Origin of the sequence: Sedimentitalea xiamensis (assembly GCF_030164465.1) — a bacterium.
Taxonomy (GTDB): Bacteria; Pseudomonadota; Alphaproteobacteria; order Rhodobacterales; family Rhodobacteraceae; genus Sedimentitalea; species Sedimentitalea xiamensis.
Genome location: NZ_JASNJE010000004.1, coordinates 103,224 through 128,943 on the forward strand (window position 1 = coordinate 103,224; position 25,720 = coordinate 128,943).

The following is a 25,720-nucleotide window of genomic DNA, read 5'->3' on the forward strand; positions in this document are numbered from 1 at the left end:
GAAGGAAGATCTGTCGCGACGACGCATCACTTCGCAATACTCTTTAATCTAGAAGAATTTGAACCATTCCGCAAAGCGATTATTGCGTTGTTCAATTTTAGGTTGCTAAGTTTATTGCGGCTCGCCTTTTGGTTTTCTGCTTCATTGAACATTCTCGCCGCGTCGGGAAAGAAAGTTGCACGCCTCAGCCGATGGTCTCACCCATTTGCGCTGGACGCCGGTTGGACAGGGTCCGTTCAGACGATGATTCGCGTTAAACTGCGCGTGGGCGACCAGGGATGGCGCGCCGTTGAGGCATCAAAGATCCGCATGGAATTCCTCGATCAGATGCCGGACCACCGCTTCGCCTGCGGGCTGTCCGGCGGCGGAGGCTTCGGCATGCACCTGGCGCTGGCGGGCGGCGCTGGTGCCATCCTTGACGATGCCGCGCAGGGCCGCCAGTTCTTGGGTCGTGCCAAGGGCATCGGCGTCTTCGAGCAGCATTCCGATCAGTTCGTCCAGCAGGGTCGCGAAGGGTTTGATCGACCGGTCGCCAAAGTCGATCAGCCCCTCGGCGGCCCCGTAGCGCTGCGCGCGCCAGCGGTTCTCGGCGATCAGGAACCGGTCATAGGCGCGCCAGCGCAGGTTGCGTTCCCGCAGGCGACACAGCATGCGGACAATGGCCTGGTTGAGGGCGGCGAGCGCCAGCGTGTCTTCCAGCCGGGGAGAGACATCCATGATCCGGGTTTCCAGCGTCGGAAATTTAGCCGAAGGCCGCAGATCCCACCAGATCTTGCTGGTGTCCTCGATCACGCCGAGCTCGATCAGGGTTCCGGTGGTCCGTTCATATTCCGCCCAGCTGTCGAAATGCGGCGGCAAGCCGGTGCGGGGCAGGTTGTCGAACACCGTGAGACGGTAGGAGGCGAGTCCGGTATCGTCGCCCTGCCAGAACGGCGACGAGGTGGACAGGGCCAGGAGATGCGGCAGGAAATAGGACAGCTGCGGCATGAGATCGGTGCGCAGGGACTGGTCCTCGATCCCGATATGCACATGCATGCCGCAGATCAGCATGCGCCGGGCCACCCCGCCCAGGGCTTGCCGCAGGGAATCGTAGCGGGCTCTTGCGGTGTGGTGCTGATCCTTCCAGTCGGCGAAGGGATGGCAGGACACGGCGATCGGGGCGAGATTGTGGTCCGCGGCATGTCGCGACACGCAGGCGCGCAGGCGCCTCAGGTCCTCGCGGGCGTCGGCGATCGTTGCGCAGACGCGGGTGCCGACCTCGATCTGGCATTGCAGGAATTCCGGGCTGACCTGACCTTCGAGATCCGCCTGGCAGGCGGACATGAGCGCCTCGGGCGCTTGCGCTAGATCGAAGCTGTCCCGATCCACCAGCAGGTATTCCTCTTCGATGCCAAGGGTGAATTCCTGCTGCATGCGACGTCTCCGGTCCGGGTTTTCTTCAGTGAAAAGGCTGTCGCTGCGGATGCCAAGAAGAAAAACCGTTGCCGGTGCGCCGGCACGGCTTGAAACTGCCTGCGGAACAGGGCAATTGCACGGGTGCAAAGCGCGGGTGGCGCGGTGTTGCCGGGGGTGAGAAGAAGCAATGGGAAACGGCAGCAAGATACGGAAAATCAATGCATTGCTTGGTGAACTTGATGTTCGGATCACGGATGGTGCAGAGCATGAGGCGGAACAGCGCCGGCTCCGAGACTTCGAAGCGCGCGGCGGATTGAACGCTCCGGCCTATGCGCTGTCTCCCGGCATGGAAAGCTTCGACATTTCGCCCTTGATCGAGGATGCGGGCCGGTTCGCGGCGGATTTGCATCGCCTGGCGGACCCCGCCGCGAATGCGACGGGATATGTCCCCGGTAATGGGTATTTCGACAGCCCCGACGCCGAAGCCCTGTATCTGATGGTGCGCCAAAACGCGCCGCGGCGGGTGATCGAGGTGGGCTGCGGAAATTCGACCCGCATCACCCGTCAGGCCATTCTCGACGGGGGGATGGACTGCACGCTGACCGCGATCGATCCCTTTCCGCGCGCCGATATTGTCGGGCTGGTGGACCGGTTTCACCAGGCTCCACTGGAAAGTGTCGATCCGTCCCTGTTCTCGGATCTTTCCCGAGGCGACATCCTGTTCATCGACAGCAGCCATCAGGTCCGGATGAGCAATGATGTGGCGCATCTGTTCTGCCGGATCATCCCGGCTCTGCCCGCCGGGGTCGTCATTCATGTGCATGACGTGTTCCTGCCCTATGAATACCCGAAGCGGTTCTTCTACGACTGTCCGTCCTGGGCGGAACAATACATGCTGCACGCTCTGCTCCAGGGCGGCGGCTACGACATTCTCTGGCCGGGCTACTACCTGCAAAAAGAGCGGCCCGATGCCGTGGCCGCCCTGCCGTTTCTGGGCGCGGGGCGCGCCCAGAGCTTCTGGATTCGAAAACGCGGTTAAAGCAGCCGCACCTGCGTGCCGATCTGAACCAGCGGATAGAGCTGTTCGACGTGCTGGTTGTAGAGACCGATGCAGCCGGAACTGCTTTGCCGCCCGATCTTGCGCGTGTCATGGGTGCCGTGCACCAGGTATGCGGGCCAGTCCAGATACATGGCGCGTGTGCCCAGAGGGTTGCCGGGGCCACCTTCCATGTAGTCGGGCAGGGTCGGATCGCGTTCCCGCATGTTGGCGGTCGGCGTCCAGCGGGGATTTTCTGCCTTTCGCACGATCTTGGAATAACCCCGTCGCGTCAGTTCTTCGGACATCGGAACCGATGACGGGAACAGCATGTAAGTGACCCCGTCAGGACCCCAGTAATGCACCGCGCGGCTGGTGATATCCGCAAGCAGGCAGCCCTTGCCGAGCGTGTCGAAGTGGTCCTGCCAGTTCTGCTGAGTGAAGGAAGAGATATTGCGGCGCACGGCTTCCTGATCGCGGATCGGTGCTTCATCCTGCGGAAACGCGTCGCTGGATGTCTGCGCGCGCAGCAGGGTCGGCGCCGCCAGACTGGCCGCAGCCCCCAAAAGCGCCGTGCGTCGGGTTAAGTTCAAACGGGTCATGATCGTGCCTCTTCAGTCGTTTTGGAAGGATCTCTATTGCGCCGCAGAAGTGGAAGCCAGTGAAAATCCCGCGAAATCGGCGGTTTCACGTTGAATTGAAAGAGGGTGAGGCGCGTCCTGCCGGAAAGTTCGACGGTTCAGGCCGGGCTGTCGACGGTGCCCAGCAATTCTGAAAACCGGGCTTCAGGTTGACTCAGCATTTGCAGCGTCTCGGCTTCGGTTCGGGCGATCTGAACGATATGGTCTTCGGTGGCCGCCACCATCTGCTGATACATCCGCGCCATGCCGAAAGTCGTGTCCCGCGGGGCGTGGATCACGCAGAGCACCGGAGCGGGCGCGCTCTTGTAGTAGCCTTCTTCACGCAATCTGACCGTGCGCATTTCTTCGTAGGTGAGATCCAGATCCGTCAAGGCGCTGAAATCGATCAGTTCATTGCAGCCGGCGACCAGGGTCGTATCGCGCTCGAATTTTGCGAAGTATCGGAATATGTCCTTCTGATCGACATACCCTTCCAGGCGGACGTAGATCAGATACCGCTCTGGGAGGTACTTGTAGGTTATCCCCATGGTATGATCGCGTCCAATCCTCGCTCGATGGCCGTTGCTCTGGAAAGGATAGGCAGAATTCCGCCTATATGCAATCTTGGGTTGTTAATAGATGGTAGCATTCCCTTAAGGTGTGTCCCCATTGCCCATCGGACAAGGGGACACACCGGGATATCGGACGGCAGGACAGTCCTAGTCCATGGGCTTGAAGTGGAACTCGCCGCCGTCTTTCAGGCCTGATGGCCAGCGCGAAGTCACGGTCTTGGTCCGGGTGTAGAACTTGAACGCGTCCGGGCCGTGCTGATTGAGATCGCCGAAGACGGATTTCTTCCAGCCGCCGAAGGTATGATAGGCCAACGGCACCGGGATCGGCACGTTGATGCCGACCATTCCGACATTGATGCGGCTGGCGAAATCGCGCGCCGCGTCCCCGTCACGGGTGAAGATCGCGGTGCCGTTGCCGTATTCGTGGTCCATCGCCAGTTTCAGAGCTTCCTCGTAGGATTGCGCCCGCACGGTGGTCAGGACGGGACCGAAGATTTCGGTCTTGTAGATGTCCATGTCCGGCGTCGCATGGTCGAAAAGATGCGGTCCGACGAAAAAGCCGGTCTCGTAGCCTTGCAGCTTGAAACCGCGCCCGTCCACGAGCAGTTTGGCCCCCTGTTCGATCCCGGTCTGCACCAGCCGTTCGATGTTGGCCTTGGCGGCGGCGGTCACGACCGGACCGTAATCCACGTCGTTCCCGGATGTGTAGGGGCCGACCTTCAGCGCCTCGACCCGCGGGACAAGCTTTTCCATCAGCCGATCCGCGGTTTCGTCACCCACCGGAACGGCCACGGAAATCGCCATGCAGCGTTCTCCGGCCGCGCCGTAGCCTGCGCCGACCAGCGCATCGGCAGCCTGATCCATGTCGGCATCGGGCATGATGATCATGTGGTTCTTCGCGCCGCCGAAACACTGAACGCGCTTGCCTTGCGAACACCCGGTTCCGTAGATGTATTCGGCAATGGGGGTGGAGCCGACAAAGCCGATCGACTGGATCGTCGGGTGGTAAAGGATCGCGTCGACCGCTTCCTTGTCTCCGTTCACGACCTGAAGGATGCCCTTGGGCAGTCCGGCTTCTTCCATGAGTTCCACCAGCATGATCGGCACCGAGGGGTCGCGTTCGCTGGGCTTCAGGATGAAGGCGTTGCCACAGGCGATGGCCGGCGCGAACATCCACATCGGGATCATCGCGGGAAAGTTGAACGGCGTGATCCCGGCCGTAACCCCAAGGGGCTGGCGCATGGAATACATGTCGATGCCGGGTCCGGCGGCGTCGGTGAATTCGCCCTTCAGCATCTGAGGCGCGCCGATGCAGTATTCCACGACTTCCAGTCCGCGCTGCACGTCGCCTGCGGCATCCGGCAGGGTCTTGCCATGCTCGCGGCTCAGCGCCTCGGCGAGCTTGTCCATGTCGCGGTTTAGCAGATCGACGAATTTCATCAGCACGCGCGCGCGGCGCTGCGGATTGGTTGCGGCCCAACCCGGTTGCGCATCGGCGGCCACGTCGACGGCAAAGGCCAGTTCTTCGGCATTGGCCAGCGGTACGCGGGCCTGCACTTCGCCGGTGGCCGGGTTCATCACATCGGCAAACCGTCCCGACTGTCCCTTTACGTGGCTGCCGTTGATGTAATGTTTCAGTTCCTGCATCGGTTTTCTCCCATTGATCATCCGGGCGCACCATAGTCTTGCAAAAATGGACCGAACAGAGGCAATAACTCAAAAAGGATTTGCGATTTTGCAAAAGGAGTGGCGCGATGACACCACATTGGGATGATCTCAAGGTCTTTCTCGCCGTCGCGCGCGAGGAAAGCCTGTCTGCCGCGGGCCGCGTTCTCAAGATCGATCCCGCCACCGTCGGGCGCCGCGTCGCGCGGCTGGAAACGGCTCTGGCGACGCCGTTGTTCGTGAAATCGCCGCAGGGCTATGCGCTTACGGCGCAGGGAGAACGGCTGCTGGCCCATGGCGAACAGGCGGAAATGGCCATGCGCGCGCTCACCGAAGCCCTTGCCGGTCCCAGCGAAGGGCTGGCGGGGCAGGTTCGGATCGGAGCGCCGGACGGCTGCGCCAACTACCTTCTGCCACAGGTCTGTGCGGCGATTGCAGCGGACAATCCCGATCTCGACATCCAGATCGTCGCCCTGCCACGCATCGTGAACCTGTCCCGCCGCGAAGCGGACATGGCCGTCGCCGTCAGTGCCCCGACGGCCGGGCGGTTGCTGGTGCAGAAGATCACCGACTATCGCCTGCATCTGGTGGCGAGTCGCCGGTATCTGCGCGACACTCCGCCGTTGCTGAGTGTCGAGGATCTGCGGGGGCGGCGGATGATCGGCTATATTCCCGACATGATCTTTGACGCCGAACTGGATTATCTGGATCAGCTTGGCGTCAAGCGGGTGCCGTTGGCGTCCAATTCGGTCCCGGTGCAACTGAAATTGCTGGCGCAACACGCCGGCCTGGGGGTGGCGCATGATTTCGCGCTGCCCAGCCACCGGCAGTTGCGGCGCGTCCTGACGGATCAGGTAAGCCTGACCCGCAGTTTCTTCCTGGTGCGCCATCAGGGCGACCAACGCAGCGACCGGTTGAACCGGTTTGCCCAGGCGCTGAGCCAGGGTTTGCGCGAAGAAGTCGCGCGTTTGGAAAGCCTGACTTGACTTGTCTGCTTATTGCGGCAACGCTGTTGATATTGAAAGATTATTGCGGAGCCCCTCAGAATGCTTGTCCATCAGATTCTCAAGTCAAAATCCACCACCGGAGTCCTGACGATCGAGTCGACTGCTAAGGTCTCGGATGCGGCCAAGATTCTGGCCGACAACAGGATCGGGTCGGTCGTGGTGTCCGATGACGGCGGCAAGACCGCATCGGGCATCCTGTCGGAACGCGATATCGTGCGCGAACTGTCCAATGTGGGCAAGGGATGTCTGGATCAGCCGGTCAGCACCTACATGACGAGCAAGCTCGTCACCTGCACCAGCAAGGATTCCGCCCAGGACATCCTGGGAATAATGACCGAAGGCCGGTTCCGCCACATGCCCGTAGTCGAGGACGGAACGATGATCGGATTGATCACACTGGGCGATCTGGTCAAGGCGCAGTTGTCCGTTCTGGCCATGGAAAAGGAAGCCTTGGAAGGCATGATCATGGGGCACTAGGGCGCCGCCGCCCGATCCACGCCTGAATTCAAAGGCAAATCCGGCCGGCTCCCCTTGCAAAACCGGGGGCGGCGTGGTTGCTTGGCCGCACATGCCAACGGTCGGAGTCTGCCATGCGCGTTGCCCTTTATCCCGGAACATTCGACCCGATCACGCTGGGGCATGCAGATATCATACGGCGGGCAGCGGCGCTGGTGGACAAACTGGTGATCGGGGTCGCCATCAACCGGGACAAGGGGCCGCTGTTTTCGCTGGAGGAACGGGTGGCCATGATCGAGGCGGACTGCACCGCGTTGGCGTCCAGGACCGGCATCGAAATCGTCGTGCACCCGTTCGAAAACCTGTTGATCGATTGCGCCAACGATGTCGGGGCGCAGATCATCGTCCGAGGGCTGCGCGCGGTGGCGGATTTCGAATATGAATACCAGATGGTCGGGATGAACCGGGCGCTGGACGACAGCGTCGAAACCGTTTTCCTGATGGCCGATGCCAAGCATCAGGCCATTGCGAGCAAGCTGGTCAAGGAGATCGCCCGCCTCGGAGGCGATGTGTCGAAGTTCGTGACGCCACAGGTCAACGAAGCGCTGCTCGAAAGGCTGGGCCGCTAGGCGTCGGCGTTTTTAATCATCTCCAGAAGGCCAGCCAGTCGATCAGGTCGAACAGTTTCTTGCCCAGGAAAACAAGGTGATCCGCGCCGTAGAGCAGAACATCCGCCAGCAGGATGACCAGGATCAGCAGGCCCAGCACTAGCGCAATTCTATTGGTCATTCGGACCCCGGCGGACAAAAAACGCCCGATCAGCTATGCCTGACCGGACGTCTTCCTTCAAGTGCGCCGCAAGTGTCAGCGGTTCAGGCGGCCCATGGCAACGGCGACATCGGCCATCCGCACCGAAAAGCCCCATTCGTTGTCATACCATGCCAGAACCCGCACCATACGACCGTCGACCACGCGGGTCTGATCGGGTGCGAAGATGCTGCTTTCCTCGGTGTGGTTGAAATCGATCGACACCTTGGGCTCCGGGTCATAGGCCATGACATGCCCCATCGGACCCTTGACCGCTTCGGCGACCATCTCGTTGATTTCCTCGGCGGTCACGTCGCGCCCGGCGCGGAACGTCAGGTCGACCGCGGACACGTTCGGCGTCGGCACGCGCATGGCGGAGCCGTCCAGTTTGCCCTTGAGGTTCGGCAGAACCTCGCCCAGCGCCTTGGCGGCTCCGGTCGAGGTCGGGATCATTGCCATCGCCGCCGCGCGGGCGCGGTAGAGATCGTTGTGGCGCCGGTCCAGCGTCGGCTGATCGCCGGTATAGGAATGGATCGTCGTCATGATCCCGTGTTCGATACCGACGGCCTCGTCCAGCACCTTGGCCAGCGGGGCCAGGCAGTTGGTGGTGCAGGAGCCGTTGCTGACCATATTGTCGCCCTTTGCCAGCATCTCGTCGTTGACGCCGAACACGATGGTCTTCTGCACGTTCTTCGCAGGTGCGGAGATCAGGACCGATTTCGCGCCGCGCTCAAGGTGGACATTGGCCTTCTTGCCGTCGTTGAAATTTCCGGTGCATTCCAGAACCACGTCGCAACCCGACCAGTCCAGTTCGTTGGGGTCATAGGTCGAGAACATCTCGATCTCGCCCCGGCCCAGGTCCAGGGTGCGTTCTCCGACGCGGATATCGTTGCCGAACCGTCCATGCACGCTGTCATAGCGCAAAAGGTGCGCCGCTGTCGCCAGCGGTCCGGTCGCGTTCGCCTTGACCACCTTGATGTCGTTCCTGCCGCTGGCTGAAATGTGGGACAGGGTGCAGCGGCCAATGCGGCCAAATCCGTTGATTCCGACGGTTACGGTCATGTTCTGTCGCTCCTGAAGGTTGCGGGTTGATGGGCATATAGACCCGCACCCCCTGCATAAAAAGGGAAAAAGCGTCGCATTCACAGCGTGTTAGCGCAAACTTTTTCCGGTTGCGCTAACGCTTGCCCTGACGGGCGTATGCGCTAGGCTGCAATTTCAGGCGCAATCTGCAAGGGGTGGAACATGAGCGGGCTGCTGGCGTTGCTGGATGATGTGGCGGGCATCGCCAAGGTGGCGGCCGCCTCGGTGGATGACATTGCCGGTCAGGCGGCCAAGGCCGGTGCCAAAGCGGCGGGCGCGGTGATCGACGATGCGGCGGTCACGCCGAAATACGTGCACGGTTTCCATGCCAGCCGCGAATTGCCGATCATCTGGCAGATTGCCAAGGGGTCGTTCAAGAACAAGCTGCTCTATCTGTTGCCCGTCGGCCTGTTGCTGGCGAATTTCGCGCCCTGGATGATCGCGCCCCTGTTGATGCTGGGCGGGGCCTATCTGTGTTTCGAAGGCGCCGAAAAGATCTATCACGCCCTGATTCCGCATGACGATCCCCATGTCTTTCCCGAAGACATCGAAGGCGATCCGGCGCATCTGGAACAGGAAAAGGCGGCGGGCGCGATAAAGACCGACTTCATCCTGTCCGCAGAGATCATGACCATCGCGCTGGCGGCGATCCCGCAATCCAACATCTGGATGGAAGCCGCGACGCTGGCAGTGGTCGGGATCGGCATTACCGTGGTCGTCTACGGCAGCGTCGCCCTGATCGTGAAGGCGGATGACGTGGGGCTGTTCATGGCCGCCAACGGCCGCCTTGGCCCGACCCGTTCGCTGGGGCGGGGAATCGTGCGCGCCATGCCGGGGCTGATGAAGGCGCTGACGATCATCGGCACGGCGGCGATGCTCTGGGTCGGCGGATCCATCGTGATCCATGGGATGGAAGAACTGGGGTTCGGTTGGCTTGGCCATCACATCCACGATGCCGCCGTTCTCGTCGCTGGCCTGGTTCCGGATGCATACCGGGGCACTGTGGAATGGGCCGCCACGGCGGCAATGGACGGTGTGTTCGGCGTCGCACTCGGCATGGTCCTGATTCCGGTGGCCTCCAAACTGTTGGTTCCGCTGGTGCAAACCCTGTTCGGGGGCAAGGTGGAAGCGGATTCTGACCCGAGGTAATCTTTGTGTCCGGGCGGCGAGGCTGCAAGGATCCACCTGCCACCAGGAGGAGACCGGCGATGAGCGAAATGACCCTTTCCGAAGTGCTTGACGCGCCAGATGCAACCGGCGTTTCGCCCCGGTTCGCGGTCCCCGACAACTGGAAACAGGGCCGAACCGCCTATGGAGGGTTCACCGCCGCCTTGCTGCTGGCCGCGGCGCGTCGGGTCCAGGCCGATCTTCCGCCTCTGCGTTCGGCCCTGATCAATTTCACCGCGCCGGTCACGACTTCGCCTGATATCTCGGTCGATATCTTCCGGCAGGGCAGAAACGTGACCACCGTGAATACCCAGGCCCGGATCGACGGGAAGGTGGTGGCACAGGGCACGTTTTCATTCGGTCTGGCGCAGAACAGTCACGTGACCGTGGAACGATCCGCGCCAGCGGCGCCGCTGCCGGAACAGACCGATCCCTATTTCCCACCGGGCATGTCCCGCCCGCCGGCTCGGTTCTTCGGCAATTTCGAGGTGCGGTTGATCGACGGACACCTGCCGTTCATGGGGGCGGACCGGGGATACGTCCGGGTCTGGGCGCGTTACCGCGACCCTGCGATGTGGACGCGTCCGGAGGGGCTGATCGGCATTGCCGACGTGCTGCCCCCAGCGGTGTTCCCTGTATGCCGCCAGCCAGGGCCGAATTCCTCGATGACCTGGATCTGCAATCTGCTGTCCGGTGCCCCGAGGACCCGCGACGGCTGGTGGATGCTGGAAACCGATCTGACCTCGGCGCGGGACGGCTTCAGTTCCCAGGTGATGCGGGGATGGAACACCGACGGCGAATTGGTGGTCGATGGCATGCAGTCGGTGGTGATCTTCGTTTGATTCTGCCGGAAAGCGGATTTCGTTCCCGGACCGGGCGCTCAGTGCGCATTTTCTGACCGCGCGAAGGTTCTGCCGATTGCATTGGGCGGACAAGGACTTGATCAGAGGGGCCGCTTTGCGAAGCAGGACCCGGCCGGAGAAGAACGGCACCCGAACCTATGGCGCGGGTGCCCGTCAGGCGCATGTCAGCCGAGCAGGGACCTGACTTTTGCCACGGTCGCCTCGGCGGTGATGCCGAATTTTTCGAACAGTTCTTCCGCGGGAGCAGAGGCTCCGAAACTGTCCATGCCGATGAATCCGGCTTTGTGTTCGCGGCCCCGTTCGCCCAGAAGCCAGCGATCCCAGCCCTGACGGACACCGGCCTCGATCCCGACGCGGACCGGCCCGACGGGAAGAATGCGCTTGCGGTATGTTTCGTCCTGTTGCGCGAACAGTTCCATGCAGGGCATCGACACAACACGAGTGCCGATGCCTTGCCCTTCGAGAATGTCCCGTGCTGCGAGCGCCACGGACACTTCGGAACCGGTGGCGATCAGGATCACCTGCCGTTTCGCATCGGCTTCGGCAAGAACATAGGCGCCTTGGGCCGTCAGGTTCCTTTGCTTGTGTTCCAGGCGCACCGTCGGCAGCCCCTGGCGGGTCAGCGACAGCACCGACGGGGTTTCCGTGCTGGTAAGCGCCAGTTCCCAGGCTTCCGCCGTTTCAACCGTGTCCGCGGGACGGAAAACCATTGTGTTGGGAGTCGCGCGGGATATCGCCAGATGCTCGACTGGCTGGTGCGTCGGGCCGTCTTCGCCAAGACCGATACTGTCGTGGGTCATGACGAACACGGTCGGGATCTTCATCAATGCGGCGAGCCGCATGGACGGGCGGGCATAATCGGTGAAGCACATGAAAGTGCCGCCATAGGCCCGGATACCGCCGTGCAGGACCATGCCGTTCATGGCCGCCGCCATGCCGTGTTCGCGGATGCCCCAGTAGATATAGCGGCCCTTGCGGTTTTCCGGATCAAACACGCCCATGTCACCGGTCTTCGTGTTGTTCGATCCGGTCAGATCGGCGGATCCGCCGACGGTTTCGGTCATCACCGGGTTGACGATTTCCAGCACCATTTCGCTGGATTTGCGGGTGGCCACGTTGTGGGCGGCTTCGCTGGCCTGCTTCTTGAGGGCGCGAATGGTCGCGGCGAGGCGTTTTGGAACCTCCAGCGCGTAGGCACGGTTGAATTCCGACCGGCGGCGTTCGGACAGGGCGGACAGCCGGTCTTCCCATTCGGCGCGTGCGGCCGCGCCACGCGCGCCGATGTCTTCCCAGCTTTTCTTGACTTCGTCCGGTACCACGAAGGGGCCTGTCGTCCAGCCATAGGCTTCCTTGGCGGCGCGCAACTGGTCGGGGTCGGTCAACGCTCCGTGGCCCTTGCTGGTGTCCTGAGCAGCATGCCCGAGGGCAATATGCGTCTTGCAGGCGATCATGGACGGTTTTCTGGTCTTCCTGGCCGCTGTCAGCGCCTCGTCGATCGCCTGCGGGTCGTGGCCGTCGATTTCGATCACATGCCAGCCCGACGCCTTGAACCGCATCACCTGGTTGGTGCGATCGGACAGGTCCACGGTGCCGTCGATGGTGATGTTGTTGTTGTCCCAGAGCACGATGAGTTTGCCGAGCTGGTGCCGCCCGGCCAGACCGATCGCTTCCTGGCTGACGCCTTCCATGAGACATCCGTCGCCGGCGATCACATAGGTGAAATGATCGACGATATTGCGGCCGTAGCGGGCGCGCTGGATTTCTTCCGCCATGGCGAAACCGACCGCGTTGGAAATGCCCTGACCGAGGGGGCCGGTGGTGGTTTCGATGCCGCTGGCGTGGCCGTATTCCGGATGCCCGGCCGTGCGCGCGCCCCACTGGCGGAAATTCCGGATCTCCTCCAGTGTCATGTCGGCGTATCCGGTCAGGTGCAACAGCGAATAGAGCAGCATCGAACCGTGCCCGGCAGACAGGATGAAACGGTCGCGATCCGGCCAGTTCGGGGCGGAGGCGTCGAATTTCAGATGCTTTTCGAACAGGACCGTGGCCACGTCGGCCATGCCCATCGGCATGCCCGAATGGCCGGAATTCGCGGCGGCGACAGCATCCAGCGTCAGGGCGCGGATGGCAGAGGCCTTGGCCCAATGATCGGGGTTGGCGGTGCGCAGGGCGGTCAGGTCCACGGGGCTGTTCCTTTGGATTGTCTCGGGTGAAGTGCAAAGATTGGCCTGCTCAATACCAGCCGCACCTCAAAGATCAAGCAGGACCGGGCCGGCGTGAACCTGCCACTTCAGATCAACCGCACAAGGCATTGAAACCAAAGGGGAGGAAATTTGCACAGTCCTTGGCTAGACTGCTACCAATTGCCCCGGAGACCCGATTCGCCGCGTCCAAGCCGATCTGGCCGGCACGCATTGATGAACAGAATATTAAGACGGAACAAGCGCAGGGAAAGGCGACAGGCATGAGCCAGATCGACGAACTTAACAGCCGCATCACCGCGGCCATGGAACGGATCGGAGCCGGCGTCATGATGCTCGCCGAGCGGGAAGCCGCTGCCGCGATTCCCGACCCCGACCTCGTCCAGGCTCTGGAAGACGAAAGACTTGCCAACTCGCAACTGGAAGAACGTCTGCGGGCGATCAAGGAGCGGCACGGCGACGAACTTGCCGCTCTGCGGGCCGCACTCGACGTCTCCGATGAACTGGACAAGCTGAAAGCCGACCTTGCGGCGCAAAACGATGCGATGGGGCGGCTCGACATGGACGTGCAGCGCCTGCGTCTGGCCAATGAGCAATTGCGCCAGAGCAACGCCGCCCTGCGCAAGGCCAATGAAAGCGGGGTCGGGGAACCCCACTTGATCAACAAGGCGATGCTGGCGGAACTGGAAAGCCTTCGGGCGATCAGGGCGACCGACGCGGCCGAGGTCAGTGCGGTGCTGGCGAAACTTGAACCCCTGCTGGCCTCGGCCGCAGGCTTGACCGACGGGGAGGATGCCTGATGCCCGAAGTGACGATCATGATCGGCGGTCGCGGGTTCGAAGTGTCCTGCCAGGACGGCGAAGAAAGCTACCTGCACTCTGCGGCGCGAATGCTGGACGAGGAAGCGCAGGTTCTGACCGACCAGATCGGACGGATGCCCGAGGCCCGGATGCTGTTGATGGCGGGTCTGATGCTGGCAGACAAGACCGCCGCCGTCGAGGACCGGATCAGGGAGATGGAAAAGACGCTGGCCGAACGCGATGCCGAACTGGCGCAGTTGCGGAATGCGCCGGGGCCTGCGCCCGAGCGGATCGAAGTGCCGGTGGTTCCGCAGGTCGTGACAGATACGCTTGCCGAACTGGCCGCCCGTGCCGAGGCGCTTGCCGCCGAGATCGAGGAGAAAGCCGGGGCCTGAAGTCCGCGAAAGGAGGTTCGCGGAGGGGATCCACCTGCGGTGTCAGGGGGTCTTTTGCATTCCGGTACGGACGACGGGGCCGGTTCTGACGCGTCCGGAAGATTTCGGCCAAGCTGTCCGGACCCCGGGGCTGAAACGGAAAGGCGCAGTTTTCCCGCGCGCAAGATCCGGGCGATCGGGCAAGGGCACATCGGCGACGTACCCTTGCGCTTTTTTGCGGTCAGCCGTTGGCTTCGCGGATCTTGTTGGCGGCGTCCTTGTCAAAGGATACGCCTTTTTGCTCGAACAGAGTGTCCAACTCGCCCGACAGAGTCATTTCGGTGATGATGTCGCAGCCGCCGACGAATTCGCCCTTGACGTAAAGTTGCGGCACGGTGGGCCAGTCGGAGAAATCCTTGATTCCCTGGCGGATGGCTTCGTCCGCAAGCACGTTTACATCGGCGAAATCCACGCCCATGTAGTTCAGCACCCCCGCAACGCGGCTTGAAAAGCCGCACTGGGGCATTTCCTTGGTGCCTTTCATGTAGAGCACCACGTCGTTGGAGGAGATCGTGTCCTTGATCTGTGTGGCCGTATCGGTCATGTCGCGTTCCTTTGTTGTCCTGTCTCAGTCCGGCGCCTTGGTGGTCAGGGCCAGTGCATGCAATTCACCGGCCGAGCCATCCATCTTGCCCTTGAGCGCGGCATAGACCGCGCGCTGCTGCTGCACCCGGTTCTGGCCGCGAAAACTTTCATCGATGACTTCGGCGGCATAATGGTTTCCGTCACCGGCCAGATCGGTGATCGTGATCTTCGCGGCCGGAAAGCTGGCGCGGATCAACTCTTCGATGTCATGGGCTTGCATGGCCATGTGCTGAATCTCTCCTGTTGTATTGGCCCAGATGTAGGGCGGAGCGGCAGGCGACGCAAGAGAGCGGTCGGAGCATTCCGTGCCTGCGGCGATCCAAGGGCGCGGGGGACGCCGGTGCGTTTTCGTCAGGCGACCGCACCCTGGAAGGCGGTGCGATAGAGTTGCGAAAGTTCCGTCAATGGAGCCGAACGCGTACCAATCTGTACGAGGTGACCGGTGAAACGCCCGACCGTTGCGATCGGAACACCGGCGCGACCGGCGGCGATCATGAGCGCCTCGGCCTGGTCGAAATTGCAGGCCACGAGATAGCGGGCCTGGTCCTCTCCAAAGAGCTGTTCGGTTGTCGCGTCGTCCAGTTGAACGCCGACGCCCGCCGCCTCGGCCAATTCGAAGGCGGCCAGCGCGAGGCCGCCATCAGACAGGTCGGTGCAGGCCCGGATCAGCGCGCGGTTGGCGCGAATGAAGTCGCCATTGCGTTTTTCTGACTCAAGATCGACCGCCGGTGCGTCGCCGTCTTCGCGGTTGAACACTTCTGCAAGAAGCGCGGATTGGCCGAGATGGCCGGAAGTTGCGCCGACGACCAGCGCGACATGGCCGTCGCGGACTTCGTTGCCGATGATGTCGTTCACATTCGCGAGCAGGCCGACAGCGCCGATGGTCGGTGTCGGCAGGATGCCCGCGCCATCGGTTTCATTGTAGAGCGAGACGTTGCCGGACACGATCGGCATGTCCAGCGCCGCGCAGGCGGCGCCAATGCCTTTGATCGCGCCGACGAACTGCCCCATGATTTCGGGCTTTTCGGGATTGCCAAAATTCAGGTTGTCGGTGGCCGCCAGTGGGGTCGCACCGACGGCGGTCAGGTTGCGGTAGGCTTCGGCCACCGCCTGTTTGCCGCCTTCCTCCGGATTGGCGCGCACATAGCGCGGCGTAACGTCCGACGTGAACGCCAGCGCCTTGTCGGTGCCATGCACGCGCACGATGCCCGATCCGAACCCCGGCGCGCGGGCGGTATCGGCCATGACCATCGTGTCATATTGTTCATAGACCCACTGTTTCGCCGCATAGTTCGGCGAGGCCAGCAGGGCCCGCAGCCCATCGAGAGGATCGATCTGGGCAATGTCGCCCAAGGGTTGTGCCGGCGGAGTCGGAACCCAGGGACGGTCGTATTCCGGTGCCGAACCCGAGAGGGTCGCCAGTGGCAGATCGGCCATGACCTTGCCGTCATGTTCCACGATGAAACGGTCCTCGGCGATGGTTTCGCCGACGATGGCGAAATCGAGGTCCCACTTCTCGAACACGGCGCGGGCTTCGGATTCCAGGTCCGGCTTGAGAACCATCAGCATCCGTTCCTGGCTTTCGGACAGCATCATTTCATAGGCGGTCATGTCCGGTTCGCGCTGAGGGACCGCATCGAGGTTGAGCCGCACGCCAAGCCCCCCCTTGTCGCCCATTTCCACCGCGGAACAGGTCAGGCCGGCCGCTCCCATGTCCTGGATCGAGATCACCGCGCCGGTCGCCATCAGTTCGAGCGTGGCTTCCATCAGGCGTTTTTCGGTGAACGGGTCGCCGACCTGCACGGTCGGGCGTTTTTCTTCGATCGTGTCGTCGAATTCCGCGCTGGCCATCGTCGCGCCGCCGACGCCGTCGCGACCAGTCTTGGCGCCAAGGTAGACGACAGGCATCCCGACGCCCGACGCGGCGGAGTAGAAGATCTTGTCGGTGTCGGCCAGGCCGGCCGCAAAGGCGTTCACGAGACAGTTGCCGTTGTAGGCCGGGTGAAACCGGACCTCGCCGCCCACCGTCGGCACGCCGAAGCAATTGCCGTAGCCGCCGATGCCTTCGACGACGCCGCTGACCAGCCTGCGGGTCTTGGGATGGTCGGGCATTCCGAAGGACAGGGCGTTCATGGCGGCGATGGGGCGTGCGCCCATGGTGAACACGTCCCGCAGGATGCCGCCGACGCCGGTCGCAGCGCCCTGGTAGGGTTCGATGTAGGACGGGTGGTTGTGGCTTTCCATCTTGAAGACGACGCATTGCCCGTCGCCGATGTCAACGATGCCGGCGTTCTCGCCGGGGCCGCAGATGACCTGTGGCCCGGTCGTGGGAAGGGTGCGCAGCCATTTCTTGGAAGATTTGTAGGAACAGTGTTCGTTCCACATCGCCGAGAATATGCCCAGCTCGGTGAACGTCGGTTCGCGCCCGATGATGTCGAGGATGCGTTCATACTCGTCCGACTTCAGCCCGTGTGCGGCGATCAGATCTGGCGTGATGGCTGGGTCTTGCATGGTGACGTCTTCCCCGGTGGCGGCTGTTTGGCCGCCTTTTAGGCCAAGCCAAGGGCAGGGGGAAGCATAATCCGTGCGCATCTGGACCCCGCCGTTGCGCCTGAAATCGGGACGGTCGCGGCCATGCGGTGGATACAATGGAACGGTGCCGGTTGGACGGTCCGGCCTGCGCGATCTGGAGAAGTTTGCCGGGTTTGCTGGTCCCGAGGGTCAGAACCGCTGGCCGACGTAGATGTAAAGCTGGTTTTCGTCGATCGTGTTTCGGGTAACGTCGACGGACAGGTCGACCGGAAACTTCTTTGAAACCCGATACCGCAAGCCGATCCCGACGGCGCCGTGGGTTCCGCCTTCGGCGAGTTGGCCATAGGTCGGACCCACGAGACCTGCACCGCCGAAGACCACGCCTCCGAAACGCGGTGTCAGGGTTTGCCGGTATTCGACCTGCACCGATGCGGAGCGGTCGTCGAGATACTGCGTGAACGAAAACCCCCTGAAGGAGTCGGTTCCGCCCAGGGCGCACTGGTCAAAGAACGGCGTGTCCGAAGAAGCGGCGCAGGTCGACGCCATGGCCGCCAGAACCCCGTTTTTTCCGACCGCGACATAGTGCGAGAAATTCAGGAACGCCCTGCTGTAGTCCGGCAGAATGCCCCCAAGGAAGATACCGCGTGAGGCCTCGAATTGCAGGTGGTTACCTGAGGTCGGATACAGCGTATCGTCCCGCGTGTCCCAGTCAGCGACCACGCCCAGGCTCAGGATCTCGGTATTGAGGAAGTCATTGAACGGCGCCGGTATCGACGGAAGATCCGGCGCGTCCAGGCTGACATCGGTTTTCAGGTAACGCATGCTGCCGCCAAAGGACAGGTCCGGCGTGACCCCGTAAGACAGGCTGACCCGACCCAGATAACCCTCCTGCCGGATCGGCAGGGTGCCGATGGTGGTGAACAGATCATACCGGATGTCCGCTTCGGCGAACAGGGTCTCCAGTTGCCAGCGGTTGTCGTGGGAGTACAGGTTGATGGAACCGCCGTAGCCCATGGTGCCGTTATCGGATCTCAGCCCGGCAATGCCGATGACCGAGGGCTTGGAGCCGCGATCGATATTGAAGAGATAGCCGAGGCCGAGCACAAGACCGGAGCCGATGGTCGGGTTGGAAAACGGAATCGGCGTTGCGACGAAGGACCCGCTGCGAAATCCGAAATCGCTGTCTTTCTGGGCATTGCCGGCGCTCTTGACCTGTTGTTCGACTTGGGTCGGGTCGGCCCAGACCGCGCCAACCGATGCGGACAGGCCGACCGCCAGGCCGAAACACCGGGCATGGGCCGACATACGATTGAACAGTGCCCGGCAGAGTTTCACAATGCGAGCCCGCTTGGTTGTGATGTCATTTCTCGAAGCAAAGCGATGAAGGCCATAGGCTTCAAGGCTTTCCTTTTTCCTTTTCGAGCTCTGCCTGCACGACACCGGTGGCAGCGGCGCCTATAGCCGATTTTTGCTCATCGGTCAGGTCTTCGGCGTGGTCCAGGCCGGGGATCGCCACCCGCACTTCGCGGCGGGCGAACTCGATGCCGTTCTTTTCGAATGCATCCTGAACCCGGTTGTAGATTTCCTTGCGGATCATGAACTGGGTGCCGGGTTTGGCCATGAACTTGCCACGGATGGTGATGCCGACATCGTCGATTGCGGAGACGCCCTGGCTCTTGAACGGTTCGAGAAAGTCGCCTTCGAACCGGGGGTCGGCCAAGAGTTCCTGTCCGATGTTCTTGAATATCTTGCGCACCTTTTCCGGGTCCACGTCGAAGGGGACGGTGAATTTCAGCTTCATGATCACCCAGTCGCGGCTGAAATTCGTGATTTTGGGGATCGCGCCGTAGGGCAGCGTGTGCACAAGGCCCAGGTGGTGGCGCAGTTGCATCGACCTGATGGAGATCTTTTCAACCGTACCCATGGTGCCTCCGACCTCGACATATTCACCGACGCGGAAGGCGTCGTCGATAAGGAAGAAGATGCCCGAGACGACATCGGCCACCAGCTTTTGCGCGCCAAAGCCGATGGCGAGGCCGAGGATCCCCGCGCCGGCCAGAAGCGGCGTGATGTCGATGCCAAGCGTGCCAACGGCGAGAAGGCTGAAGATAACCACGATGGCGACCTGTGCCGTCACCCGCAACAGCGGCAACACGGTGGCAAGGCGCGATCCGCCCGCCCCGCCGCCATCGCCCGCGCTTTCTTGGTCGAGCGGCGCGGCGCTGGTCTGTTCCTTGGCAAGTTGGCGGTTGATCCAGAGCGAGACCACCTCGTAGACAACGTAGCCGACGGCCAGCATCATGAGGAATTCGACCAGGTTGGTGCCAAAGCCTTGCCGTCCAGATGTGAAGTCCGCGAGCGAGATGTTCCAACTGCGCGCAATCAATATGAGAACGAGACCAGCCATCAGCACACGTCCGATGCGGATATAGCTGCGCTTTGTGCTCACATAGGCCCGTTCCGCCACGGGGCCTTCGCCGACCATGGGGGGGACAAGGTGGCGGACCAGTCCGCGAATGGCCGTGTCCAGCGCCGGGGCGACCAGCAGCCAGAACATCGTCGAATAGTGGGCGCCCTGCAGAAGCTGACGGGTGTTTCCCAATCCGGTCATTGTCGTCACGATGGCCCACATGCCGACAGCGACCCCGATCATGAAAAAGGGGTAAAAATTCGCGATCCATTCATCGTATTCCGTGCGATCCGGGTCGATTCCGCGCATCATGTCCGACAAGGCGTCGCGAGCCGTCCAGGCGATGAATGCTATGTAGACGTAGACGAACGAATCCAGCCAGAAGCCGAGACGGGTCTCCGCCAGCGAAGCGCCTTGCTTCAAGTTGAAATCGACCACGAAGATTGTCAGCCCGGCCAGGAAAATGAGGCCGACCAGATGGCGCATCAGGAAAGCGGCCGACCTATCGTCGACATTGACCAGACGCATGGCCGATTGCTTGGGGGCCAGAATGAACCGCGACACGGCAGCGCCCAGACGCGGCCACCAGATGAGATAGGTCATCAGAGGTCCCGCAAAGGCCAGCTGCTCCGGGGTCATTATCATTCGGCCTAGAATGCGGGCGGAAAAATAGAAGATGATCAGCCCGAAGATCTCGCGCATGAACCTTCGGAACAGGAAGGTAAGGGAATCGCGCAACGTAGCGGTGTCTGTCGGATCAGCGCGTTTTCTCCACGATTTGGTCACGCGCTCGGCGATCTGTTCGATCCCGTATGCAACCCCGACGGTGAGGGCGATCAGGCCCAAGAGCTTCAAAACACCGATGAACCCGCCGGACGAGTCAGAGAACTTCGCGATGATCTTGCTTTCTTCGGCGACGAGGTTCGGCAGTTTCACGATCGCATCCAGCGGATTGCTGTAGAACGCTGTCCACCACCGATGCAGCTTTGCAAACAGGGTCGCTTCCAGGTCGGCGGCCGTTGGTTCGGGTTCCGCCACGGCGTCGAGCCGGTCCAGTAACATATTGCGCACCTGATCGTCGGACATGCGCGCCACCATTTCGCGCACCGCGTCAGGCGTCAGGGGGTCGGGCAGGGTGATGTCGGACGTGGTATCGCCGCCGTCTGATCCGCTGGCTTGTCCCACCTGAGCGGAAACGGGGACCAACGTGCTGAGAAGGCAAAAGATTGCAAGGATTGCGACGCGGACGATGTGGGCCAAAGGGACGCTCCGGGCAGAAATCTGACGAAAATAATGCAGCTATGGCGTATGCGTTATCGCGCGATAAATCCATTGGGAAATCATTTTTTCCGGACTGCGTTGCAACGCGGTTCCAGTGTGGACGAAAAAAAAGGCCGAGCGCTAAGCTCGGCCGAAGTCCAACAGGGAGGTATGAAGTGATGAGCAATTACGCGTCAATCGCTTCATAAGCTCAATTAGGCATCACTCTGTGCACGATCAAGGGAAATAAGGTCGCAGAGGCAGCAATCCTGTCATGCGTTGGGCGCATGGCTGTTTTTTGTCAGCCTTGTTTCAAGGACTTGCGGTAGGTGATGATCTCCTCTTGCACGAAGTCCCGAAAGGCGGCGATGCGCTGGGATTGCCGAAGTTCTTCGGGATAGGCGAGAAAGACCGGAACATCGGCGGACTCGATCTCTGGCAGGATACGCACGAGGTCGGGGAAATCTTGCGTGACATAATCGGGCAGAACGCCAATGCCGAGATTGTTCAGAACGCCCTGGAGAACGCCGAAATAGTTGTTCACCGTCAACAGGGAATGCGGATTGCAGGTCAGCAGGTGCTGCACCAGTCTCGCCCCGGCGCTGACTTGCGCGGAATCCGTGTTCTGGCAAATCAGGCGGTGGTCGGTGATGTCCTCGATGCTGGAGGGCGTCCCGTTGCGGTCGAGATACTCGCGCGACGCGTAAAGCAGCATCTGCACCGTCATCAGGCGTTTGCGGATCAGGTCGGCTTGGCTGGGCTCTTTCATGCGAATTGCGACGTCTGCTTCCCGCATCGGCAGGTCTAGGACGCGTTCTTCGAGCATCAGGTCGACCTTCAGATCCGGATATTTGTCGTAAAGTTTCGGCAAGCGCGGCGCCAGCCAAAGCAGTCCGAACCCGAAGGTCGTGGTGACACGCAATTCGCCAAAGACTTCTTCTTCGCTGTCCTTGATCCGCGCAGAGGCGGTCTCCAGCCGCTTGGACATGGCGCTCGTCGCGTCAAACAGAAGCTCGCCCTGTTCGGTCAGAATCAGCCCGCGGGCATGGCGGTGAAACAGGGTCGCGCCAAGGCTTTCTTCCAGCGCGCGGATCTGACGGCTGACCGCCGATTGCGACAGATTCAGCCGGTCGCCGGCATGAGTCAGACTGCCCGCATCCGCCACGGCGTGAAATATCCTGAGCTTGTCCCAATCCATAGAAGCAACTTTCGATCTGTGCGCGCTACCCTATATGATGTGATGTAACACTCGGCATGCAACAGCCGTTACGCTAGGAAAACCAATTTATTTTTCTATGCAGGTCATAAATTATGACCTATTATGGAGCCTGTCGCATGCACTTCAATCCGACGTTGGGAGGCGAGAGATGAGCACGCAGAAGATTTCCTTGAACGACCGGTTCGATCTGACGAAGAGCCCGGTGCTGCTGAACGGTACACAGGCACTGGTACGGTTGATGCTGATGCAGAAAGCCCGTGACCGCGCCGCCGGACACAACACCGCCGGACTGGTGACGGGGTATCGCGGTTCGCCACTTGGGGCGGTGGACATGCAGATGCAGCGCGCCGCCAAACCGCTTGTCGAGCATGACGTGGTGTTCCAGCTGGGATTGAACGAGGACCTGGCCGCGACCGCGCTCTGGGGCTCGCAGCAATCCGAATTGCGGGGCGAAGGCAAGTTCGACGGGGTCTTCGGGCTCTGGTACGGCAAGGGGCCGGGGGTGGACCGGTCCGGCGACGTCATTCGGCATGCGAACATGGCCGGCACGAGCGCCTTGGGCGGTGTCGTCATGGCGATGGGTGACGACCATACAGGCGAAAGCAGCACCACACTGCATCAGAGCGAATGGGCGCTGATGGATGCCTATATGCCGATCGTGAGTCCGGCCGGGGTGCAGGAAATCCTTGACTACGGCCTCTATGCCTTTGCGCTGGCGCGATTTTCCGGGCTGTGGGTCGGTCTCAAGGTGATGAAGGACACGATCGAGGTAACATCGGTTGTCGATGGCGACCCGAACCGCGTCCAACTGGTCACGCCCGAGTTCGACATGCCACAGGGCGGGCTGAACATCCGGCTGGTGGACACGCCCCATCTGCAGGAGCCGCGGGTCATCGACTACAAGCGTTTCGCCGCCGAAGCCTTCAGCCACGCCAACCGCATGGACAAGCGCATGTGGGGCAAGCCGGGGGCCAAGATCGGCTTTGTCGCGGCAGGCAAGAACTGGCTTGACCTGGTGCACGCGATGAGCCTTCTGAACATCGACGAGGCCGAGGCCGAGCGGCTGGGCATCACGACCTACAAGATCGGCCAGGTGTTCCCGCTGGACATGAAGGGATTTCACGACTGGGCCGAAGGTCTGGACCTGATCGTGGTGGTCGAGGAAAAACGCAAGCTGATCGAGATCCAGATCAAGGAAGCGATTTTCGACGACCGGCGGGGACGCAGGGTGTGGGGCTGGCACAAGGGCGGTGGCGCGGGGTCTATGCACGGGCCGGAACTTTTCCCGACACAAGGGGCGCTTGACCCGATCCTGATTGCGGAAAGGCTGGGCAAGATCCTCATCGAGGAAGGGCGCGAAACCGACGGTATCCGCGCCGGCATGGCGGCGCTGGACGATGCGCGGCGCAATGACAATGCCGAAGATATTGCCGCGCGGCTTCCCTATTTCTGTTCCGGCTGTCCGCACAACACGTCAACCAGGGTGCCCGAAGGCAGCCGTGCCTACGCGGGGATCGGTTGTCACTACATGGCGCAGTGGATGGATCGGTCGACCCAGGGTTTCACCCATATGGGCGGCGAGGGCGCGAACTGGATCGGCGAGGCGCCGTTCTCGAAAACGCCGCATGTGTTCCAGAACCTGGGCGATGGCACCTATAACCACTCCGGCATCCAGGCGATCCGGGCGGCCGTGGCGGCCAAGACCAACATCACCTACAAGATCCTCTACAACGACGCGGTTGCCATGACCGGGGGCCAGCACAACGAGGGCGACCTGGATGCGCCGCGCATCGCAGCCGAACTCAGCGCCATGGGCATCAAGCACATTGCGGTTGTCTACGATGAAAAGGAAGAGCCGGCGCGCGATCCGTTTCCCAAGGGGCTGGAATGGCACGAACGCGCCGAAATGGACGCGGTGCAGAAGAAGTTCCGCGAGATCGAGGGCGTTTCGGCCATCCTTTATATCCAGACCTGCGCCGCGGAAAAGCGCCGGCGGCGCAAGCGGGGCGGTTTTCCGGACCCGGACAAGCGGGTGTTCATCAATACCGACATTTGCGAAGGCTGCGGCGATTGCGGCATCCAGTCCAACTGCGTGTCCATCGTGCCGAAGGACACCGAACTCGGGCGCAAGCGGGCGATCGACCAGTCATCCTGCAACAAGGACTATTCCTGCCTCAAGGGGTTTTGCCCGTCTTTCGTCACGCTCGAAGGCGCGACCGTGCGCAAGGAGGCGACGACTGCCCTGGATCTGCCCGACCTGCCGATGCCGGACCTGCCCGCCATCGACGGCACGCATAACGTGGTCATCACCGGCGTCGGGGGCACCGGCGTCGTGACCATCGGGGCCGTCATGGCCCAGGCGGCGCAACTGGATGGCAAGGGCGCGGGCATGATGGAGATGGCGGGCCTGGCGCAAAAAGGCGGTGCGGTGCATATCCACTGCCGGATCGCCAACCGGCCCGAGGACATCAACGCAATCCGTGTCGCGACCGGCGAGGCGCACGCATTGATCGGGGGTGACCTTGTCGTGTCGGCGGCGGCCAAGACGCTGGGCCTGACCCGGACGGGACAGACCGGAGCGGTGGTCAACAGCCACGAGATCATCACCGGGGATTTCACCCGCAACACGGAATTCGCCTTGCCTGCGGATCGGCTGGAACTGGCGTTGCAGGCGCGCATCAAGGACCGGCTGGACCTGTTCGATGCCTCGGAGCTGGCACGGGCCACTTTGGGCGATTCGATCTTTTCCAACATGATGGTGTTCGGCGGCGCCTGGCAGCGCGGCTTGATTCCGCTCAGCCTGGACAGCATCCATCAGGCGCTCGAACTGAACGGCGCGGCGGTCGATCGAAACAAGCGGGCATTCGAAATCGGACGCTGGGCGGTTCTTTTCCCCGCCGAGGCAGCGGCGATCCTGACGCCCAATGTCGTGCAGCTTCCCCGGACGCTGGACGAGAAGATCGCCTATCGCGCCGATCATCTTGTGGCCTACCAGGGCAAGCGGCTTGCGAAGCGGTATCGCAAGCTGGTGGACGGCATAGAGGATGCGCGGCTGAAGGATGCGGTGGCCAGGGGCTATCACAAGCTGTTGGCCTACAAGGACGAATACGAGGTGGCGAGGCTGCTTCTGACCAGTCAGGAGAAGGCGGCGGCGGAATTCGATGGAGAGTTCCGGATGACCTATCATCTGGCGCCCCCGATCCTGGGCGGAACCGGACCGGACGGCCGGCCGAAAAAACGCGCGTTCGGCCCCTGGATGCGCACGCCACTGAAGGTGCTTGCGGCGTTGAAGTCGCTGCGGGGCAGCCCATTCGATCTGTTCGGCTACGGCGCCGAGCGGCGCATGGAGCGGGCGCTGATCAAGCAGTTCGAGGCAGACATGAACGCAGTGTTGCCAAAGGTCACGCCAGAGACCGCTGACATTGCCGTGGCGCTGGCTGCACTGCCGCTTGATATTCGCGGCTTTGGCCCCGTGAAGGCCGCAAACGAAGCAAAGGCGGCGAAGCGGCGAGAGGAATTGCTGGCGGCGTTCCGTAAGGGAGGACCCGATCTGGCGAAGGCGGCGGAGTAGTCGTTACAGCATTGTTACCGTTTTCGTGCAAATCCGG

At 61.8% G+C, this 25,720-nt stretch carries 22 protein-coding genes; 9 read left to right on the forward strand and 13 right to left on the reverse strand.

What is annotated here, in order from left to right:
• Positions 1–297: 297 nt before the first annotated feature.
• A complete protein-coding gene (locus QO034_RS04850) occupies positions 298–1,413 on the reverse strand; it encodes a carboxylate-amine ligase (RefSeq protein WP_284484377.1) in 1,116 nt (371 codons plus the stop codon).
• Positions 1,414–1,618: 205 nt separating this feature from the next.
• Between QO034_RS04850 and QO034_RS04855 the strand changes: the two genes are divergently transcribed.
• Positions 1,619–2,434 (forward strand): class I SAM-dependent methyltransferase, encoded by an 816-nt coding sequence (locus QO034_RS04855; RefSeq protein WP_284484378.1) that lies wholly within the window; start codon positions 1,619–1,621, stop codon positions 2,432–2,434.
• Here QO034_RS04855 and QO034_RS04860 read toward each other — a convergent pair.
• The 3 genes from QO034_RS04860 to QO034_RS04870 form a co-directional block, all read right to left on the reverse strand.
• Positions 2,431–3,033, reverse strand: coding sequence for a L,D-transpeptidase (locus QO034_RS04860; protein ID WP_284484379.1), 603 nt, complete (start codon positions 3,031–3,033; stop codon positions 2,431–2,433). The two genes, QO034_RS04855 and QO034_RS04860, sit on opposite strands and share 4 nt — an antisense overlap.
• Before the next feature lie 137 nt (positions 3,034–3,170).
• Entirely contained in the window at positions 3,171–3,599 is a 429-nt protein-coding gene (locus QO034_RS04865) for a hypothetical protein (RefSeq protein ID WP_284484380.1), read from the reverse strand.
• Between the two features lie 171 nt (positions 3,600–3,770).
• On the reverse strand, positions 3,771–5,270 hold the full coding sequence (locus QO034_RS04870) for a CoA-acylating methylmalonate-semialdehyde dehydrogenase (RefSeq protein ID WP_284484381.1): 1,500 nt from the start codon (positions 5,268–5,270) through the stop codon (positions 3,771–3,773).
• 107 nt (positions 5,271–5,377) lie between these two features.
• On the opposite strand from QO034_RS04870, the gene QO034_RS04875 reads away from it, so the two are divergent.
• From QO034_RS04875 to coaD, 3 genes are all read left to right on the forward strand, one after another.
• A complete protein-coding gene (locus tag QO034_RS04875; RefSeq protein WP_284484382.1) occupies positions 5,378–6,274 on the forward strand; it encodes a LysR family transcriptional regulator in 897 nt (298 codons plus the stop codon).
• Between the two features lie 60 nt (positions 6,275–6,334).
• A complete protein-coding gene (locus QO034_RS04880) occupies positions 6,335–6,772 on the forward strand; it encodes a CBS domain-containing protein (RefSeq protein ID WP_284484383.1) in 438 nt (145 codons plus the stop codon).
• Between the two features lie 113 nt (positions 6,773–6,885).
• Positions 6,886–7,380, forward strand: a complete 495-nt coding sequence (coaD, locus tag QO034_RS04885) for a pantetheine-phosphate adenylyltransferase (RefSeq protein ID WP_284484384.1) — start codon at positions 6,886–6,888, stop codon at positions 7,378–7,380.
• 16 nt (positions 7,381–7,396) lie between these two features.
• Here the strand turns inward: coaD and QO034_RS04890 are convergent, their stop codons facing one another.
• Positions 7,397–7,540, reverse strand: a complete 144-nt coding sequence (locus QO034_RS04890; RefSeq protein WP_284484385.1) for a hypothetical protein — start codon at positions 7,538–7,540, stop codon at positions 7,397–7,399.
• A gap of 75 nt (positions 7,541–7,615) precedes the next feature.
• Complete coding sequence (gene gap, locus QO034_RS04895; RefSeq protein WP_284484386.1) at positions 7,616–8,620, reverse strand: type I glyceraldehyde-3-phosphate dehydrogenase; 1,005 nt, start codon at positions 8,618–8,620, stop codon at positions 7,616–7,618.
• 183 nt (positions 8,621–8,803) lie between these two features.
• Here gap and QO034_RS04900 point away from each other — a divergent pair, with 183 nt between their 5' ends.
• Together QO034_RS04900 and QO034_RS04905 are read left to right on the forward strand one after the other, a co-directional pair.
• The gene (locus tag QO034_RS04900) at positions 8,804–9,790 is read left to right on the forward strand and encodes a DUF808 domain-containing protein (protein WP_284484387.1); all 987 of its coding nucleotides are present in this window, start codon (positions 8,804–8,806) and stop codon (positions 9,788–9,790) included.
• A 59-nt stretch (positions 9,791–9,849) separates the two neighbouring features.
• A complete protein-coding gene (locus QO034_RS04905) occupies positions 9,850–10,650 on the forward strand; it encodes an acyl-CoA thioesterase (RefSeq protein WP_284484388.1) in 801 nt (266 codons plus the stop codon).
• A gap of 185 nt (positions 10,651–10,835) precedes the next feature.
• On the opposite strand, the gene tkt is transcribed toward QO034_RS04905, so the two are convergent.
• Positions 10,836–12,854, reverse strand: a complete 2,019-nt coding sequence (gene tkt / locus QO034_RS04910; protein ID WP_284484389.1) for a transketolase — start codon at positions 12,852–12,854, stop codon at positions 10,836–10,838.
• A 281-nt stretch (positions 12,855–13,135) separates the two neighbouring features.
• Between tkt and QO034_RS04915 the strand changes: the two genes are divergently transcribed.
• Positions 13,136–13,672, forward strand: coding sequence for a hypothetical protein (locus QO034_RS04915; protein ID WP_284484390.1), 537 nt, complete (start codon positions 13,136–13,138; stop codon positions 13,670–13,672).
• On the forward strand, positions 13,672–14,067 hold the full coding sequence (locus QO034_RS04920; protein ID WP_284484391.1) for a cell division protein ZapA: 396 nt from the start codon (positions 13,672–13,674) through the stop codon (positions 14,065–14,067). Before QO034_RS04915 ends, QO034_RS04920 begins: the two co-directional genes overlap by 1 nt.
• A 220-nt stretch (positions 14,068–14,287) precedes the next feature.
• On the opposite strand, the gene grxD is transcribed toward QO034_RS04920, so the two are convergent.
• The 6 genes from grxD to QO034_RS04950 form a co-directional block, all read right to left on the reverse strand.
• A complete protein-coding gene (gene grxD / locus QO034_RS04925) occupies positions 14,288–14,650 on the reverse strand; it encodes a Grx4 family monothiol glutaredoxin (protein ID WP_284484392.1) in 363 nt (120 codons plus the stop codon).
• 24 nt (positions 14,651–14,674) lie between these two features.
• On the reverse strand, positions 14,675–14,917 hold the full coding sequence (locus QO034_RS04930) for a BolA family transcriptional regulator (protein ID WP_284484393.1): 243 nt from the start codon (positions 14,915–14,917) through the stop codon (positions 14,675–14,677).
• Positions 14,918–15,042: 125 nt separating this feature from the next.
• On the reverse strand, positions 15,043–17,202 hold the full coding sequence (purL, locus tag QO034_RS04935; RefSeq protein WP_284484394.1) for a phosphoribosylformylglycinamidine synthase subunit PurL: 2,160 nt from the start codon (positions 17,200–17,202) through the stop codon (positions 15,043–15,045).
• A 210-nt stretch (positions 17,203–17,412) separates the two neighbouring features.
• Positions 17,413–18,558: a BamA/TamA family outer membrane protein gene (locus QO034_RS04940; protein ID WP_284484395.1), complete on the reverse strand. Its 1,146-nt coding sequence runs from the start codon at positions 18,556–18,558 to the stop codon at positions 17,413–17,415.
• Positions 18,559–18,619: 61 nt separating this feature from the next.
• The gene (locus QO034_RS04945) at positions 18,620–20,893 is read right to left on the reverse strand and encodes a mechanosensitive ion channel family protein (protein WP_284484396.1); all 2,274 of its coding nucleotides are present in this window, start codon (positions 20,891–20,893) and stop codon (positions 18,620–18,622) included.
• A 301-nt stretch (positions 20,894–21,194) separates the two neighbouring features.
• Positions 21,195–22,091: a LysR family transcriptional regulator gene (locus QO034_RS04950; protein WP_284484397.1), complete on the reverse strand. Its 897-nt coding sequence runs from the start codon at positions 22,089–22,091 to the stop codon at positions 21,195–21,197.
• Positions 22,092–22,260: 169 nt separating this feature from the next.
• On the opposite strand from QO034_RS04950, the gene QO034_RS04955 reads away from it, so the two are divergent.
• Positions 22,261–25,683, forward strand: coding sequence for an indolepyruvate ferredoxin oxidoreductase family protein (locus QO034_RS04955; RefSeq protein WP_284484398.1), 3,423 nt, complete (start codon positions 22,261–22,263; stop codon positions 25,681–25,683).
• The last annotated feature ends 37 nt before the right edge of the window (positions 25,684–25,720 follow it).

Coding starts and splice junctions, on each gene's coding strand:
- coaD (WP_284484384.1), top strand. CDS start 6,886: ATGCGCGTTGCCCTTTATCCCGGAACATTCGACCCGATCACGCTGGGG.
- QO034_RS04900 (WP_284484387.1), top strand. CDS start 8,804: ATGAGCGGGCTGCTGGCGTTGCTGGATGATGTGGCGGGCATCGCCAAG.
- QO034_RS04930 (WP_284484393.1), bottom strand. CDS start 14,917: ATGGCCATGCAAGCCCATGACATCGAAGAGTTGATCCGCGCCAGCTTT.
- QO034_RS04950 (WP_284484397.1), bottom strand. CDS start 22,091: ATGGATTGGGACAAGCTCAGGATATTTCACGCCGTGGCGGATGCGGGC.
- QO034_RS04875 (WP_284484382.1), top strand. CDS start 5,378: ATGACACCACATTGGGATGATCTCAAGGTCTTTCTCGCCGTCGCGCGC.
- QO034_RS04870 (WP_284484381.1), bottom strand. CDS start 5,270: ATGCAGGAACTGAAACATTACATCAACGGCAGCCACGTAAAGGGACAG.
- QO034_RS04850 (WP_284484377.1), bottom strand. CDS start 1,413: ATGCAGCAGGAATTCACCCTTGGCATCGAAGAGGAATACCTGCTGGTG.
- grxD (WP_284484392.1), bottom strand. CDS start 14,650: ATGACCGATACGGCCACACAGATCAAGGACACGATCTCCTCCAACGAC.
- QO034_RS04860 (WP_284484379.1), bottom strand. CDS start 3,033: ATGACCCGTTTGAACTTAACCCGACGCACGGCGCTTTTGGGGGCTGCG.
- QO034_RS04920 (WP_284484391.1), top strand. CDS start 13,672: ATGCCCGAAGTGACGATCATGATCGGCGGTCGCGGGTTCGAAGTGTCC.
- QO034_RS04915 (WP_284484390.1), top strand. CDS start 13,136: ATGAGCCAGATCGACGAACTTAACAGCCGCATCACCGCGGCCATGGAA.
- QO034_RS04955 (WP_284484398.1), top strand. CDS start 22,261: ATGAGCACGCAGAAGATTTCCTTGAACGACCGGTTCGATCTGACGAAG.
- QO034_RS04890 (WP_284484385.1), bottom strand. CDS start 7,540: ATGACCAATAGAATTGCGCTAGTGCTGGGCCTGCTGATCCTGGTCATC.
- gap (WP_284484386.1), bottom strand. CDS start 8,620: ATGACCGTAACCGTCGGAATCAACGGATTTGGCCGCATTGGCCGCTGC.
- QO034_RS04905 (WP_284484388.1), top strand. CDS start 9,850: ATGAGCGAAATGACCCTTTCCGAAGTGCTTGACGCGCCAGATGCAACC.
- QO034_RS04865 (WP_284484380.1), bottom strand. CDS start 3,599: ATGGGGATAACCTACAAGTACCTCCCAGAGCGGTATCTGATCTACGTC.
- purL (WP_284484394.1), bottom strand. CDS start 17,202: ATGCAAGACCCAGCCATCACGCCAGATCTGATCGCCGCACACGGGCTG.
- QO034_RS04880 (WP_284484383.1), top strand. CDS start 6,335: ATGCTTGTCCATCAGATTCTCAAGTCAAAATCCACCACCGGAGTCCTG.